The sequence below is a fragment of the Paenarthrobacter sp. MSM-2-10-13 genome (assembly GCF_011605365.1).
In the GTDB taxonomy this organism is placed as follows: Bacteria; Actinomycetota; Actinomycetes; order Actinomycetales; family Micrococcaceae; genus Arthrobacter.
Genome location: NZ_JAAOXO010000006.1, coordinates 1 through 15027 on the forward strand (window position 1 = coordinate 1; position 15027 = coordinate 15027).

14 protein-coding genes are annotated in these 15027 nt (G+C 63.3%); 2 read left to right on the forward strand and 12 right to left on the reverse strand.

Going from position 1 to position 15027, the window contains the following annotated elements; all coding sequences use genetic code 11:
- Positions 1-159: 159 nt before the first annotated feature.
- The 9 genes from HAV21_RS13000 to HAV21_RS13040 form a co-directional block, all read right to left on the reverse strand.
- Positions 160-2304, reverse strand: a complete 2145-nt coding sequence (locus HAV21_RS13000) for a 3-hydroxyacyl-CoA dehydrogenase NAD-binding domain-containing protein (protein WP_166842006.1) — start codon at positions 2302-2304, stop codon at positions 160-162.
- The gene (locus HAV21_RS13005; RefSeq protein WP_166842007.1) at positions 2301-3572 is read right to left on the reverse strand and encodes an acetyl-CoA C-acyltransferase; all 1272 of its coding nucleotides are present in this window, start codon (positions 3570-3572) and stop codon (positions 2301-2303) included. Before HAV21_RS13005 ends, HAV21_RS13000 begins: the two co-directional genes overlap by 4 nt.
- A gap of 186 nt (positions 3573-3758) precedes the next feature.
- Positions 3759-5120 (reverse strand): HRDC domain-containing protein, encoded by a 1362-nt coding sequence (locus tag HAV21_RS13010; protein WP_166842008.1) that lies wholly within the window; start codon positions 5118-5120, stop codon positions 3759-3761.
- Positions 5121-5200: 80 nt separating this feature from the next.
- Positions 5201-5860, reverse strand: coding sequence for a DUF3000 domain-containing protein (locus HAV21_RS13015; RefSeq protein ID WP_166842009.1), 660 nt, complete (start codon positions 5858-5860; stop codon positions 5201-5203).
- 67 nt (positions 5861-5927) lie between these two features.
- Positions 5928-7001 carry a low specificity L-threonine aldolase gene (locus HAV21_RS13020; protein WP_208096825.1) on the reverse strand — a complete coding sequence of 358 codons (1074 nt, stop codon included), beginning with the start codon at positions 6999-7001 and terminating at the stop codon, positions 5928-5930.
- Between the two features lie 99 nt (positions 7002-7100).
- Positions 7101-7853 (reverse strand): SDR family NAD(P)-dependent oxidoreductase, encoded by a 753-nt coding sequence (locus HAV21_RS13025; protein ID WP_166842011.1) that lies wholly within the window; start codon positions 7851-7853, stop codon positions 7101-7103.
- Positions 7853-9220 (reverse strand): DUF6421 family protein, encoded by a 1368-nt coding sequence (locus HAV21_RS13030; protein WP_166842012.1) that lies wholly within the window; start codon positions 9218-9220, stop codon positions 7853-7855. Before HAV21_RS13030 ends, HAV21_RS13025 begins: the two co-directional genes overlap by 1 nt.
- A gap of 129 nt (positions 9221-9349) precedes the next feature.
- A complete protein-coding gene (gene msrB / locus HAV21_RS13035) occupies positions 9350-9808 on the reverse strand; it encodes a peptide-methionine (R)-S-oxide reductase MsrB (RefSeq protein WP_142939444.1) in 459 nt (152 codons plus the stop codon).
- Between the two features lie 14 nt (positions 9809-9822).
- A complete protein-coding gene (locus HAV21_RS13040) occupies positions 9823-10314 on the reverse strand; it encodes a hypothetical protein (protein ID WP_026005514.1) in 492 nt (163 codons plus the stop codon).
- A gap of 134 nt (positions 10315-10448) precedes the next feature.
- Here HAV21_RS13040 and HAV21_RS13045 point away from each other — a divergent pair, with 134 nt between their 5' ends.
- A complete protein-coding gene (locus HAV21_RS13045) occupies positions 10449-11723 on the forward strand; it encodes an alpha/beta fold hydrolase (protein WP_166842013.1) in 1275 nt (424 codons plus the stop codon).
- Between the two features lie 34 nt (positions 11724-11757).
- On the opposite strand, the gene ybaK is transcribed toward HAV21_RS13045, so the two are convergent.
- From ybaK to HAV21_RS13060, 3 genes are all read right to left on the reverse strand, one after another.
- Positions 11758-12264, reverse strand: coding sequence for a Cys-tRNA(Pro) deacylase (gene ybaK / locus HAV21_RS13050; RefSeq protein WP_166842014.1), 507 nt, complete (start codon positions 12262-12264; stop codon positions 11758-11760).
- 32 nt (positions 12265-12296) lie between these two features.
- Complete coding sequence (locus tag HAV21_RS13055; RefSeq protein ID WP_187697232.1) at positions 12297-12758, reverse strand: SufE family protein; 462 nt, start codon at positions 12756-12758, stop codon at positions 12297-12299.
- 89 nt (positions 12759-12847) lie between these two features.
- Positions 12848-13774 (reverse strand): sulfurtransferase, encoded by a 927-nt coding sequence (locus HAV21_RS13060; RefSeq protein WP_166842015.1) that lies wholly within the window; start codon positions 13772-13774, stop codon positions 12848-12850.
- A gap of 209 nt (positions 13775-13983) precedes the next feature.
- Here HAV21_RS13060 and zapE point away from each other — a divergent pair, with 209 nt between their 5' ends.
- The gene (zapE, locus tag HAV21_RS13065; RefSeq protein WP_142939458.1) at positions 13984-15024 is read left to right on the forward strand and encodes a cell division protein ZapE; all 1041 of its coding nucleotides are present in this window, start codon (positions 13984-13986) and stop codon (positions 15022-15024) included.
- Positions 15025-15027: the final 3 nt, after the last annotated feature.

Consider the following 15027-nt stretch of genomic DNA (forward strand, 5'->3'; position numbering starts at 1 on the left):
CCAACCGCCGAGCCGGCGGCATACCACCAGCCAAAGCCCACACCAACTACCAAACCCGCGCCCAGCAACCCCTGGCCTCCTAACCAAAAACAACAACGAGACCTGTCTCAAAAACTTGACGACCGCAGTTTAAGGCGCGGGATGTGAGAGAGGGACGGATCAGGCAGGTGCTGATGCGACGCCGGGGGCAAGGAATCGCTTGCCGTTCACCCGCTCGGAAGCGCCCACCCTATCCAGGTACGGCGTGATGCCGCCCAGGAACATTGGCCATCCGGCGCCCATAATGACGCAAAGGTCAATGTCCTCAGGGCCCGCTACGACGCCTTCTTCCAGCATGAGCCCGATTTCTTCGGCCAGGGCGTCCTGCGTACGCCGCAGAACTTCCTCGCCAGTGGACGGGGTGTCGCCGAAGGACATGAGGGCCAGCGTCTCGGCAGGGATGACAGGGGTTCCATCCGTTCCCGGAGCCCAGAGGCTCTTCACGCCGTTGTCGATGAGTTTCTGCAGGTTTTGCGAGACCGGGAACCGCTCGCCGAACGCGGCATGCAGGGATTCCTGGACGTGTTGTGCCACCGGCAGGCCGACCATGGCGCTCAGGGTGAACGGTGACATCGGCAGCCCCATGGGACGCAGGGCACTGTCAGCCACCTCTGCCGGGGTGCCTTCGTCGAACGCGGCGATGACTTCCCCCATGAGGCGGAGCAGGATGCGGTTGACGACGAAGGCGGCAGCATCCTTGACCAGCACGGCAGTCTTCTTGAGCCCCTTGGCCAGTTCGAATGCCGTGGCCAGGACGGCGTCGTCGGTCTTGGGCGCCCTAACGATCTCCAGGAGCGGCATGACGGCTACGGGGTTGAAGAAGTGGAAGCCCACCAGGCGTTCCGGGTGCTTCAAATCCTCTGCCATGGCTGTCACCGACAACGATGAAGTGTTGGTGGCCAGAATGCATTCGGGAGAAACAATGGCTTCAACCTCGGCGAAGACCTGCTTCTTGATGTGCAGTTCTTCGAAGACGGCCTCGATCACGAAGTCGGCGTCGGCAAAGGCTTCCTTGGCGACGGATCCGGTAATGAGCGCCTTGGTCCTGTTGGCGGCGTCGGGCTTGATCCGCTTCTTGGCCAGCATCTTGTCGACTTCGGCGTGGACGTAGGCGACGCCCTTGTCCACCCGTGCCCGATCAATGTCCGTCATAACGACGGGAACTTTCAGCTGCCGGGCGAACAGCAGTGCCAGCTGGCTGGCCATGAGCCCTGCACCCACCACGCCGATTTTGGTGACCGGGCGGGCAAGCTTACGGTCAGGCGCGCCTGCAGGACGCTTGGAGCGTTTCTGGACGAGGTCCAGGAACGCGTACACCGTGGAGCGGAACTCGTCGGTTTGCATGAGCCCCGCGAGGGTCTCGCACTCGAGTTCAGCCGACTCGGCTTGGGTCATGGTGCGGTTGGCCTCCATGACGTCCAGGACCTTGGCCGGGGCGGGAGAGGCGTTGGAGGTCTTGGACTCCACAAAGGCTCGTCCCGCGGTGACCGCCGCAGCCCACCGGCCGGAGACTGCGTCATCGGCGGCATCAACGGCGTTCTTCCTCTCCGGCGTGACGTCGCCGGAGATAACCCGTGCCGCCCACGCCAACGACTGTTCCACGAAATCGGCGGGTTCGAACATGGCATCGGCCACGCCGAGCTCGAACGCCTGCGGGCCGGTGAGAGTCCGGTTGTTGCTGAGGGGGTTCTCGATCATGACCTTGACGGCATTCTCCGGGCCGATCAGGCGCGGCAGGATGTAGACGCCGCCCCATCCGGGCACCAGGCCAATGAACGCTTCCGGCAGGGCCAGGGCGCCGGCACCCGTCGAGACGGTTCGGTAGGTGGACTGCAGGGCGATCTCCAAGCCACCGCCCAAAGCCAGCCCGTTGATGAAGGCAAAGCTAGGAACGCCCAGGTTCGCGAGGGTGCTGTAGACGGCATGGCCAAGCTGTGCCATCCAAAGCCCGTGCTCGCGTTCCTTGAGAGTCTTAACAGCTGAGAGGTCTGCCCCGGCCACCAGGAAGTAGGGCTTGCCCGTGACGCCGACGCCAACGATTTCTCCCCGTGAGGCCCGCTCCTTGAGGTTGTCCAACACCCCTCCGAGTTCCACCAACGTGTTGGGCCCCAGAGTTGTGGGCTTGGAGTGGTCCAAGCCGTTGTCCAAGGTGATCAGTGCGAAGGTGCCGGCACCGCCCGGGAGGGAGATGTCCTGCACGTAGGAGTGGGTCACCACTTCATCGGGGAAGAGAGCGGCGAGTTTCTGGAATTCGGCGGCGCTCATGCGGCGGCTCCTTCGGTGATGGCCGTGGTGGCCTGGTCAGCAGTGAAAGATTGGTATGCGGCGTGGTGGGGGTTTTCCCAGATGACGGTGGCACCCATGCCCAATCCGATGCACATGGTGGTGATGCCATAGCGAACCGAGTGGTCTTCCTCAAACTGCCGAGCGAGCTGGTTCATCAAACGGACGCCCGAGGAAGCAAGTGGATGTCCGACGGCGATCGCCCCGCCATAGCGGTTGACCCGGGGATCGTCATCGGCGATGCCGAAGTGGTCCAGGAAGCTCAGGACCTGGACGGCGAAGGCTTCGTTGATTTCGAAGAGCCCAATGTCCTCGATGCCAAGTCCTGCGTTTTTCAGCGCCTTTTCGGTTGCCGGTACCGGACCGATGCCCATGACCTCGGGTTCAACACCGGCGAAGGCGTAAGAGACGAGGCGCATTTTGACCGGGAGCCCCAGTTCCTCAGCGGCGTCGGCGGAAGCAAGAACAGCCGCTGTAGCGCCGTCGTTCAAGCCAGCGGCATTGCCTGCGGTGACCCGGCCGTGGGCGCGGAAGGGCGTGCGCAATTCGGCCAGGTCCGCAACGGTGGTGCCCGGACGGGGTGGTTCGTCCGTGGTGTGCAGGGCCCAGCCCTGGCCGGGCTTCATGGTGGCTACGGGGACGAGGTCTTGCTGGATCTGCTCATTGGAATACGCGGCGGCGAGCTTGGCCTGGGAGGCGGCGGCGTAGGCGTCTGTGCGGTCTTTGGTGATGGCCGGGAAGCGGTCATGCAGGTTCTCTGCGGTGTTACCCATGTTCAGCGCCGCGGGATCCACCAGGCGCTCGGACATGAACCGAGGATTGGGATCGGCGCCTGCGCCCATGGGGTGGTTGCCCATGTGCTCCACGCCGCCTGCGATGACGACGTCGTAAGCGCCGAAGCCGATGCCGCTCGCCGTCGTCGTTACTGCCGTCATGGCACCTGCGCACATGCGGTCGATGGCGAATCCGGGTACTGAGCGGGGGAGTCCGGCCAAGAGTGCCGCTGTGCGGCCGATGGTGAGGCCCTGGTCCCCGGCCTGGGTGGTGGCGGCGATGGCGACCTCGTCGATCCGGTCCGCGGGAAGAGAGGGATTGCGTCGCATCAGCTCGCGGATGCACTTCACCACGAGGTCATCGGCGCGGGTACCCGCGTAGATGCCTTTCTCGCCGGCTTTGCCGAAGGGTGTACGCACGCCATCGACGAAGACGACATCGCGGACGTTTCTCTGAGCACTGCGGGATGGACTCATGTATTAACTCCTCGTTGAGACATGGCGCCGAATCCCGCATCGCGGGCCCTTCGGCTGGCATTGATGCAATGTTACTCGTGGGTAACTTAGCATGCAAGGTCCGCCCGGGTCCGTGTCCTTGGGACGCGAAAGGCCTGCCGCCACGAACCACAGTTCGCGGGGGCAGGCCTCACATCGGGAAGGAGCTTAGCCGGCATTGCCGGAAGAGTGCGCGTCCGTGGGCGCTTTGGCTTCCTTGGCCTTGCTCTCTTTGGCGGGAAGCGGGGCGGGGTTCAAGCACGCTTCAGTGAGTATGGGAGCCGCGAAGGAGATCTGCCATTCCCGGGCGCCCAAGGACCGCAGTTCCTCAGCGACGGATTCCAGGGAGATGTCGGCCGGAGGACGCCAGGTGACCCGCCGCAAATAATCCGGTGTCAGCAGGTTCTCCACCGGCAGCTTCAGCTCATCGGCCTTGGCCTGAAGGGCCGGCCTGGCGGTGGCAAGACGAGCCGCAGCCTCGGGATCCCGATCCACCCAGACCCTGGGTGGGGGCGGAGCGTTGGTGGGCAGGTGGAGGGGCGGGAGGTCAGTGAGTGTCCGGGCATTGGTGATGCAGCGCAGCCAGCGTGGGGCTTCCCTTTGAGCTGAGCGTCCGTGGAAGCCCTTGGTGGCCAGCAGTTGAGGCACCGTGGTGGGCATGGCCTTGGCTGCGGCCACCAGTGCGGAGTCCGGGATGAGGCGGCCGGGTGCTACGTCGCGTTTGCGCGCCAGTTGGTCCCGCTCCAGCCACAATTCACGGACAGCGGCCAGTTGCCTGCGGTCGCGTATCTGGTGGAGACCGGAGGTTTTCCGCCAAGGATCCACGCGCGGGGCCGACAGGCCAGCGGCAAGTATTCCTGCGAACTCCTGTTCGGCGTATTCGAGCTTGCCGTCGGCTTCCAGTAACTCGATGAGTTCCTCCCGGAGCTCCGCGAGGACTTCGACGTCGAGGGCTGCGTAACGCAGCCAGGGCTCCGGCAAGGGGCGCGTGGACCAATCGGCCGCGGAGTGTTCCTTGGCCAGGCCAAAGCCGAGGAGTTGTTCAATAACTGCGGCAAGTCCAACCCGGGGGAGTCCCGCAAGGCGGGCGGCTAGTTCGGTATCGAAGAGTTTGTCAGGCCACATGCCCAGCTCCGAGAGGCAAGGGAGATCCTGGGACGCCGCGTGCAGGATCCATTCGACGCCGCGGAGGGCGTCATTGATGATGTTCAGGTTCTCGAAGGGCTCTGGATCTATGAGCCAGGTTCCGGCACCTTCGCGCCGGATCTGTACCAGGAAAGCCCGCTGGCCGTAACGGAACCCGGATGCGCGTTCCGCGTCCACTCCGGCAGGACCCGTTCCGGCCGCGATGGCGGCTGCGCACCGCTCCAGCCCTGACAGGGTGTCGATGACCACGGGTACCCCTTCGCGGGGAGTATCGAGATCGATAATTTCAGGGACGTGGCTGTCGAAGCCGTCTACCTTGATGTGGGTGGTGGGATCAGCAACCGGATCGCCGGCCGTGGTGTTTTCCGGATATTCAGGGGTCATGGTGGCTTAAGCTTACCGATTCCGGCCGCAGCAGGGCGTTGCCGGTCCATTGGGGGTACCCGATGATGCGTTTGTCACAGTCAATTGAGTCTCCTGTTGGGCAATCCGGTGACCCCTGGTGGCAGGGGTGGCAAGCCCGCGAAGGTGCAGACCATGTCGGACCAGGCTTCGAGGTGGGCTTGGACATCCTGGCTGGCGGGTGTCCAGGATGCCCGCAGTTCAATGTCTATGGTGTCCGGCCGCTCAGCCAGGGTGCCGAAGCTTTCGGAAAGAATTCTTGTCGCCGTGCCACCGGCAGCGCGGTAGGGCGCGGCGTGGTTCTCCAAGGCGTCCACCAGCCACGTCCAGGCAACGGAGCCAAGCATGGAGTCGTTTCCCATCTCAGCGTCCATTTGGGCCCGAATGTACGTGACGATGCGGAACTCCCCTTCCCAAACGGCGGAACCTTCGGGGTCGTAGAGGAGGATGAAGCGGCCGGTAGCGAGTTCGTCGTCCTCTTCGCTTGAGGGGCTGGTGCCCTGGCTCGCAGCGAAGGCCTTGGCTGCTGGTCCGTGCACGGGAACCCGGCGGGTGGCGGCAGTAGAGCTGAATACCTCAGCTCCCAGTGCAACTGCGTAGGGAGCCAGCCGGGCAGGAGCGGGGATCTCGTCAAGCCGCAGCTCGCTACGGCATTGTGCTTTTCGTAGTGATCCCAAGGCGAAGAGAAACTCCGAGGGAACCTGTGCGAGGGCGTTCACCATCGCAGATTATGCGTCCGGGACGGCGAATCTGTGCAGGCTCGCCGCCCCGGGTTGCAGGTGTTATGTGTTAGGCCAGCTCGCGTCGGATCGCCGCTACGAAGGCATCGATGTCCGCCTCCGTGGTATCGAACGAACACATCCACCGCACTTCGCGGCGGGCAGCGTCCCAGTCGTAGAAGGCGAAGGACTCCCGCAGCTTGTCCGCCACGCCTTCGGGAAGTATGGCGAAGACCCCGTTGGACTGTGTTGCCTGGGTTGGCTCCACGCCGTCGATTTCCTCAACGGCTGTCCTCAGGCGGGCGGCCATGGCGTTGGCGTGGGCGGCGGAACGCAACCACAGGCCATCCTCCAGGAGGGCGATGAACTGGGCTGAGATGAAGCGCATCTTCGAGGCCAGCTGCATGTTCATTTTGCGCAGGAACTTCAATCCGTCGGCGGCTTCCGGGTTCAGTGCCACCACCACTTCGCCGAAAAGCAGGCCGTTCTTGGTGCCGCCGAAAGAGAGGATGTCCACGCCGGCATCGCGGGTGAAAGCGCGAAGGGGGACATCCAGGTGGGCGGCAGCGTTCGCCAGCCGGGCACCGTCCATGTGAAGCTTCATGCCCTTCGAGTGCGCATGGTCGGCGATGGCCCGCACTTCATCCGGCGTATAGCAGGTCCCGAGTTCAGTGGTTTGGGTGATGGAGACCACCAGCGGCTGGGCGCGGTGTTCGTCGCCCCAGCCCCAGGCCTCACGGTCGATCAGCTCAGGAGTGAGTTTGCCGTCGCCGGTGGGAACCTGCAGGAGCTTGATGCCGCCCACCCGCTCCGGTGCACCGTTTTCATCCATGTTGATGTGCGCTGTGGAGGCGCAGATCACTGCACCCCAACGGGGGAGGAGGGATTGCAGGGCAAGGACGTTGGCACCGGTGCCGTTGAAGACCGGGAACGTCTCGATGCCGGGGCCGAACTGCTGCTCCAGCACCTCCTGCAGCCGTGCCGTGTACACATCCTCGCCGTAGGAGACCTGATGTCCGCCGTTGGCGGTTGCCAGCGCTGCGAGGATCTCCGGGTGCACGCCGGAATAGTTGTCGGATGCGAATCCGCGAACCGCAGGATCATGCAGTTGAACCGGATCATGCAGTTGAGCAGGTTCATGCAGTTGAACCGGGCCCGGGGTGTCCGTGGCGCCGTGGATTGCCTCTGTTGTGCTCGTCACTTGTTCATTCACGCTTTCAAGTCTATTTGGGCCGGCAGGATTCTATGTGGCCAGCAGGATGCGCTGGCCGTTGAGGGCTGCGGCCGGTTGTTCAAAGAGTCCGACGGCGGCAGTCGCCAGTTCTTCAACATCAGTGAAGCCCGGGAACCGCCTTTCGGGATGGGCCTGCCGCATGGCGTCGTCAACGAGGGCTTTCACCACAAAAATCACCGCTGCACTGTGCTGCTCGGTACTGTGCTGCTCGGTGGGAGCATCAGTGTTTCCGGTGTTGCCGCTTTGCGCCCGCCCGAAGCCGTCGGCTATGGCAAGGGTCCAGGCTTCCGCGGCTGCCTTTGCCGCAGCGTAGCTTGCGGCCGCAGCTGTGGGGGAAGCTGCGGTGGTTGATGACACTATGGCCAGCCGGCCGTGTGCAGATGCTTCTAGTTGGCTGTAGAAGACCCGGGAGACGTTCCGCAGCGTGGTTACAGCGCTGCGCTCCATGGCCTCCCAATCCTCGTCGGTTTGGTCTTCGATGCCCTTTGCTCCGCGCCAACCGCCCACCAAGTGGATGACGCCGTCGACGCCTTCAACACCGAGCCCGGTGAGAGTGGCCGCGAGGTCCCTTACGGACTCCAGGTTTGCGAGATCGCAGACCAAAGGTAGCGCCGCATTGCCTGCTTGGGCGGCAGCGGCCTTGATCCGGGCTTCGTCCGAGCCCACAGTGAGCACCCTGTGACCGGCGGCCCCCAAAGCGCGCGTCACGGCGATGCCGGAAGCGCTGCTTCCGCCGGTCACAAGGATAGTCAGTGTGGTCATCAGGCCGCAGTCGCGCCCGTGATGCCCGTGGTGGAGTCAATGATGGGGCGCATTTTCTTCTCCAGTGCTTCATAGAACATGGACAGGGGGAATTCGTCGTCCAGCACCTGGTCCGTGAGGCCGCGGGGCGGGCCATCCAAAGGAAGTGCTTCCGGACCCTTGGCCCATACGGACGCCGGGTGGGGAGTCACAGTGCTCGAAATGAGCTCGTATGCCGCAAGCCAGTGGGCAGCCTTCGGGCGGTCGATGGAGCGCCAGTACAGCTCTTCGATTTTGGCGCCGAGTTCCACCACCACCGCGGCAGCTTCGTCCCAGTCGATGGAGAGTTTGCTGTCCGTCCAGTGGAGAACGTGGTGCTGGTGCATCCAAGCGAAAAGGAGCTGGCCGCCCAGGCCGTCGTAGTTGCGCACACGGCTGCCGGTGATGGCAAACCGGAAGATGCGGTCGAAGATCACTGCATACTGGACCAGCTTCGCATGCTTGCGGGCATCGGGATCGGCCTCTTCGTCCTTTTCAATGCGCACGGATTCACGGAACGCGGTCAGGTCGCAGCGCAGCTCCTCGAGGGAGTACAGGAAGAACGGCATGCGCTGCTTGATCATGAACGGATCGAAGGGGAGGTCGCCGCGCATATGGGTGCGGTCGTGGATCAGGTCCCACATGACGAACGTACGCTGGGTCAGTTCCTGATCCTCGATCAGCTCCGCTGCGTCCCCGGGAAGTTCCAAGGACGTGGTTGCCGCAGCGGCCTTGAGTACGCGGCGGAACCGGGCGGCTTCACGATCGGCGAAGATGGCACCCCACGTGAACGTAGGCGTCTCACGGACTGCCACCGTCTCCGGGAAGAGCACGGCCGAGTTGGTGTCGTAGCCCGGAGTGAAGTCCACAAAGCGGATGGGGACGAAGAGCCTGTTGGAGTATTCGCCTGCTTCCAGGCCGCCAATGAACTCGGGCCAGATGACCTCGATCAGGACTGCTTCGACCAACCTGTTGGTGCTGCCGTTCTGTGTGTACATGGGGAAAACAACCAGGTGTTGCAGGCCGTCAACGCGCTGCTCCTGGGGCTGGAACGCCTGAAGGGAGTCCAGGAAGTCCGGTACCCCGAAGCCTCCTTGAACCCAGCGGCCGAAGTCTTCCACCAGGAGCTCCAGGTAGCGGGCATCGTGAGGGAAATGCGGTGCCAGGGCCGAAATGGAGTCTGTAATAGTGGACACCAGGCTTGCCGCCTCGGGGTGCACTGCGGAATCGGCGATGGAGCCGTCCTGTTCCTGGAGCGCCTGAAGGGCGGTGGCTGCTGCCTTCAAGGACATCCACTCAGCGTCGTCGGCGGTGACGCGCTGGGCGATAACGGTGGTGATAGTGGTCATGGAGCTCGGCCCTTTCGAAGAGGTAATTGCTTCTGGGCCGAGCGTAGCAAGCGGGAAGCGTTGCTAATCCAAGAATGGCTTGAGCGTAAGAAACTCTTGGCCATTGGGTGGGTCGGGGCCGGTTGAGGCCTAGTTCTCTTCCGGCGTCACCAGACGCAACGAGACGGAGTTGATGCAGAATCGCTGGTCCGTAGGCGTTCCATAGCCCTCACCCTCGAAAACGTGTCCCAAGTGTGAATCACAATTAGCGCAGCGCACTTCCACCCGATCCATACCCATGGTGCGGTCGTGAAGATACCGGACGGTGCCCTCTGCCAGTGGGGCCCAGAACGACGGCCAGCCGCAATGGGAATCAAACTTCTCCCGGCTGGTAAACAACCGGCTGCCACAGGCGCGACACTGGTAGACCCCTTCGGTGTGGGTATCCCAGTACTCACCCGTGTACGGCCGCTCGGTGCCTGCCTGCCGAAGCACCCGGTACTCTTCGGGCGTCAACTCCTCGCGCCACTGGGCATCGCTCTTTTCCACGGGAACGGCAGCCCCCTCGGGCGCGGAAGTTGTGTTGCTGGTGTTCTCAGGAGTGTTCATGTCTAATGCAACGCTTACGAGTCGCCGATAAATCCCGAGCCCGCATACAAGTGCAGGACCGGAAGGCCCAGCTGGTCCTGTGCCTTATTGGCCCAGTCAGTGTGGAACGTGTCCGCAATCGCATGGGGCCGGGTAATGACCACAGCCTGGGCAGCATCCACCGCCCGGACTTTTGCCACCAAGCCGGCCACGGCACCGCCGTCGACGACCTCGCCGGTAACGCCTCCACCCAAGCCGGCCAGCGCCGCAAGCGATGCTGCCAGTGTCTCGGAGGCCTCCGCACGTTCAGCCTCAGGATCCGGGTGCTGCGCAGTGAGCTCCCGGAACGCCTTGGCAATATCCAGCAGCGACAGATTTTCCAGGAAATCCACCAGAAGGTGCCGTTCAGTATTGGAGGGAACCAAGACAATAAGAGGCGCATCACCGCCGTCGAGCAGTTTGGCGATATTAACGCGGTCGTCGGGGCCGAGGGGCTCTTCAGTCAGGATGACGATGGGATCACTCATGACTACAGCGTAGTCCCGGCGAACCGCAGACCGCAGACTTTGCAACGCTGACTCGCGCGAATCAATCCCCTCACGGAACGCCGCGCTACCCACACCTGCACCACGCCGCGCCGGGGACCAGCAACAATGGAACCATGGCATCGACTACCCCGCCAGCGAGCGACGCTGCAAACAAGAAACTTTCTCTCCGCACCAAATGGGCCATCGCCGGCTTCCTGGCGGGCGGCACCCTCGCCAGCCTGGTGGGGGCGGGGTCCTCGGCGCTCGCGGTGTACTTCGCCCGCCGCGTCATCACCCCTGCCGCCCGGCACGAAGACCAGGAAGTCCTGGCCGTGATCCGTGGCGACAAGGGGCAAGGCGACAAAGGACAACAGGTTATCCTGGCCGCCACGCCGGACAGCACTATTGACGGCGTGTTCAGCCTGTTCTTCTCCGGTGGCAAAGGCCACGCCAGGATAGGCCGGATCGTGTCCTATTCGCCCGCCGAACAGACCGTGCTGCGCGAGGTTGAGGAAGTTTACAGCGGCAACATCTCGGAGGCGCGCCGTGCATGGTGGAGCGGGGCTACGTATCCGGATCCTGCCGCGGTCGGTCTGGCGGCCGAGGATGTGGACATAGAGATCGACGGCGGGGCGGCACCTGCCTGGCTGATCCGCGCCGAAGCGTCGGCAGCGGCGCCGGTCTGCGCCATCATGGTCCATGGTCGCGGAGCAACGCGCCTTGAGGGCCTCCGTGCCGTCCGCACCGCGCGCGAACTCGGCATGGACAGCCTGCTGATCTCCTACCGCAACGACGGCCTGGCTCCTTCCGCGCCGGACGGGCGGTATGGCTTGGGCTCTACGGAATGGCGCGACGTTGAGGCCGCCATCGAGTACGCGCTGGACCGGGGTGCCCAGGAGATCGTTCTGTTCGGCTGGTCCATGGGTGGGGCCATCAGCCTGCAAACAGCGGACCTGTCCAAGCACCGTCACCTCATCCGTGCCCTGGTGCTGGACGCGCCGGTCATTAATTGGGTCAACGTGATGGCCCATCACGCTGAGATGAACAAAATTCCCTACAACGTGGGCCGCTACGGGCAGATGATGCTAAGCCACCCCCTGGGGCGCAGGCTGACCGGGCTATCGGCACCTGTGGACTTGAAAGCCATGGACTGGGAAGCCCGCGCAGTTGAGCTGCGGACTCCCACCCTGCTGATCCATAGCGTGGACGACGACTACGTGCCCTTTGGCCCGTCCGCCATTCTCGCGGAAAAGAACCCCGAGATGGTCACGTTTGAACCCTTCGACGGCGCCCGGCACACCAAGGAGTGGAACGTCGATCCCGAACGGTGGGAGCGCCTGGTCCGGGCGTGGCTGCAGAGGCAACTGGCTCCCCGGAACAACCCGGGACAGCCCGGCGCCACTGGATAGTCCGGCTCAGGGGCGGGCTTTTGGCGGTGTGGGGTCAGCCTCGATGTTTCTCGCTGGTGCCAATGGGAGCGGTGATGGCCTCGGTGAGCCGGATCAGGTCCGCCGGGCCCAGCTCAATATCCAGTCCGCGGCGGCCTCCTGAGACGAGGACGGTGGTGAAAGCCAAGGCGGACTCGTCAACCACCGTGGGAGAGCTCTGCCGCTGCCCCAGTGGCGAGATGCCTCCCAGAACATATCCCGTGCGTCGTTCCGCCGTGCGAGGGTCCGCCATGACGGCCTTCTTGGAACCGAGAGCTGCAGCTACCGCCTTCAAGTCCAGATTCCCGGATACCGGAACGATGGCCACTGCCAAGCGGCCCTCAACCTCGACCATGAGAGTCTTGAAAACCCGGTCCGGATCGATGCCCAGAACTTCAGCGGCCTCCAGACCGTAACTGGCTGTCCCGGGATCGTGGGCGTAGGGGTGCAGCACATACGGAACGCCGGCCGCTGCAAGTGCTGCAGTTGCCGGCGTTCCCTGTGAAGCCGTTTTCTTGGCCATCGCGTGGTTGTGTCCCTCAGATTTCCAGCCGGTCAGCTTTCCAACCGGCTGGCGGCTGCTACTTTCCGCTTGATGCGCCCCAGCATGGCGGTCATTCCCCGCATACGCAGGGGAGTGATGGCCCGGGTCAGGCCCAGCAACTCAGGCATATCGTCGGGAACGGCAAGAATTTCCTCAGCCGTCAATCCATCCAAGCCCTCGTGCAGAACCCCTGCGAAGCCCCTGGTTGTGGGTGCTTCCTGAGGAGCTTTGAAGAAGAGCCGGTAGGCGCGGGCGCCGCCGTCGGGGTTTTTCTCGGACTCGATAGTGAGAAACAACGGTGACTGGCACTCCACAACCTGTTCCAGTAGCTCAGGGTGGTCCTTCAAGCGCTCCGGAAGGTCCGGCAAGCCCCTCGAAAATTCGAGAAGGAGTTGCAGGCGGTCAGGCTCCGTCAGCGCCTGGAAGTCATCGACGATTTCCGCCAGGGCGGTGGGCAATGTGTTGGTACTCATCACTTCCAGCTTACGCACAACAAGGGGCAATGCATCGTGTGTGCCGGAACACTACGGATGCCTTCACCGAGGATCAATTGCAGAGGTGGCTAGTTGCGGACCAAGGAGGAAGGTACCGAGCCACGATCAGCACCCTTGACAATGGGAACCCGCACAGCATTGCCCCACTCAGTCCAGGAGCCGTCGTAGTTACGGACGGAGTCGAATCCCAGCAAGTATTTCAGCGCGAACCACGTGTGGCTGGAACGTTCGCCGATCCGGCAGTAAGCCACCACGTCATCCCCGGCCTCCAGGCCAGCCTCGCCAAGGTACAGGGCCTCCAGTTCTTCGCGGCTCCGGTAGGTTCCGTCTTCAGCCGCGGCGCGTGCCCAAGGGATGGATGCGGCCGTGGGAATGTGGCCGCCGCGCAGGGCGCCCTCCTCCGGGTATGCCGGCATGTGCGTGCGCTGTCCCGTGTATTCCTCAGGGGAGCGGACATCAATGAGGGGGTTGCCCAGGTGTGCCAGGACATCTTCCTTGAATGCCCGGATGGGAGCATCGTTGCGCTCCACCTCCGGGTATTCACCAGCGGCGGGCTGGGGAACGTCGGTGGTCACTTCGCGGCCTTCGGCGATCCACTTGTCCCGGCCGCCATCAAGAAGGCGGACGTCCTCGTGGCCGAACAACGTAAAGACCCAGAGTGCGTAGGCAGCCCACCAGTTGGACTTGTCGCCGTAGATGACCACGGTGCTGTCGCGGGAGATGCCCTTGGAAGCAGCGAGGGCGGCAAAAGCGGCGCCATCAACGTAGTCGCGGGTGACCTCGTCATTCAGGTCCGTGTGCCAATCGATTTTGACGGCGCCCGGGATGTGGCCTGTTTCGTAGAGGAGAACGTCTTCGTCGGACTCGACAACAACAAGCTTGCCGTCGGAAATGGCGCCGTCGGCGATGGCTGCCGCGAGCCACTCAGTGGACACGAGGCGTTCAGGGTTTGCGTATGCTGCAAACTTATCGTTCTGTTCAACTGGGTAGGACATGGTGATGGCCTTTCACTGACAACGGTCGGAGCCAGGCCGTGGGAGGTGGTGCAGGTGCCGGCCGGGCGTGCTCCAACACTAACCACGGGCAGCCAGGAATGCTTCCCAGCGGTCACACGGTGAAACATGGGCTTGGTCACGTGACGGTTTGGCCAGTGTCCGATGCCGGTATTCTTGCTGGGGACCCAACACCGAAGGAACGGACCACCGTGGTAAAGATCGAACAACTGGCTGCCCGCACACCGGCAGTCTCTGTGGAAGAACTCCTCAAGGGTTTCTACCCGTCTCCTCGATTTGGAGAGGTATCGTTCGACAGCTACCGGCCGGATCCGTCCCAACCGAGCCAGGCTAACGCGGTGAAGCTGCTTTCCGGATTCGCCGACGCCGTGGGATCCGAGGACGGTGGCGGGCTTTTCAAGAAGTTGTTCGCCAAGAAGGCCCCGGCAGCGAGGGCAGGAATCTACCTTGACGGCGGCTTTGGCGTGGGAAAGACACACCTTCTGGCTTCTCTCTGGCACAGGTCGCCGGGGCCCAAGGCGTTCGGTACGTTCGTGGAATACACCAACCTTGTGGGTGCGCTGTCCTTCCGCAAGACAGTGGAAGCCCTCAGCAGCTACAAGCTGGTGTGCATCGACGAATTCGAACTTGATGATCCGGGCGACACCGTGCTCATGTCCAGGCTGATGCGTGAACTGGCCGACGCCGGCGTGAAGCTGGCAGCGACGTCCAACACCCTCCCCGGATCACTGGGGGAGGGACGCTTCGCTGCCGTGGACTTCCAGCGCGAAATACAGGTTCTTGCGGATCAGTTTGACGTAGTCAGAATCGACGGCGAAGACTTCCGTCACCGAGGCTTGCCCGCGGCCCCCGCGCCGCTCAAGACCGAAGAGCTCAAGCACCGGATGCGTGCCGAGTTCGACGGAAAGACCGTGGCCGTTGATGATTTCCGTACGCTCGTCAACCACCTGGCCGCAGTCCACCCCAGCCGCTACCGCCAGCTCATTTCCGGCGTGGAGGCCGTGGTGTGGAGCGACGTCGAAACAATCACCGAACAGGCTGTTGCGCTCCGCTTCGTGGTACTGGCGGACAGGCTCTACGACAAAGATGTGCCGATCCTGGCCAGTGGGGTACCGTTCGACCAACTCTTCACCGAAGAGATGATGACCGGTGGTTACATGAAGAAGTATTTCCGTGCCGTGTCCAGGCTGACGGCTTTGGCACGCGAAGCCCAAAACCACGAGCCTGCCTGATTC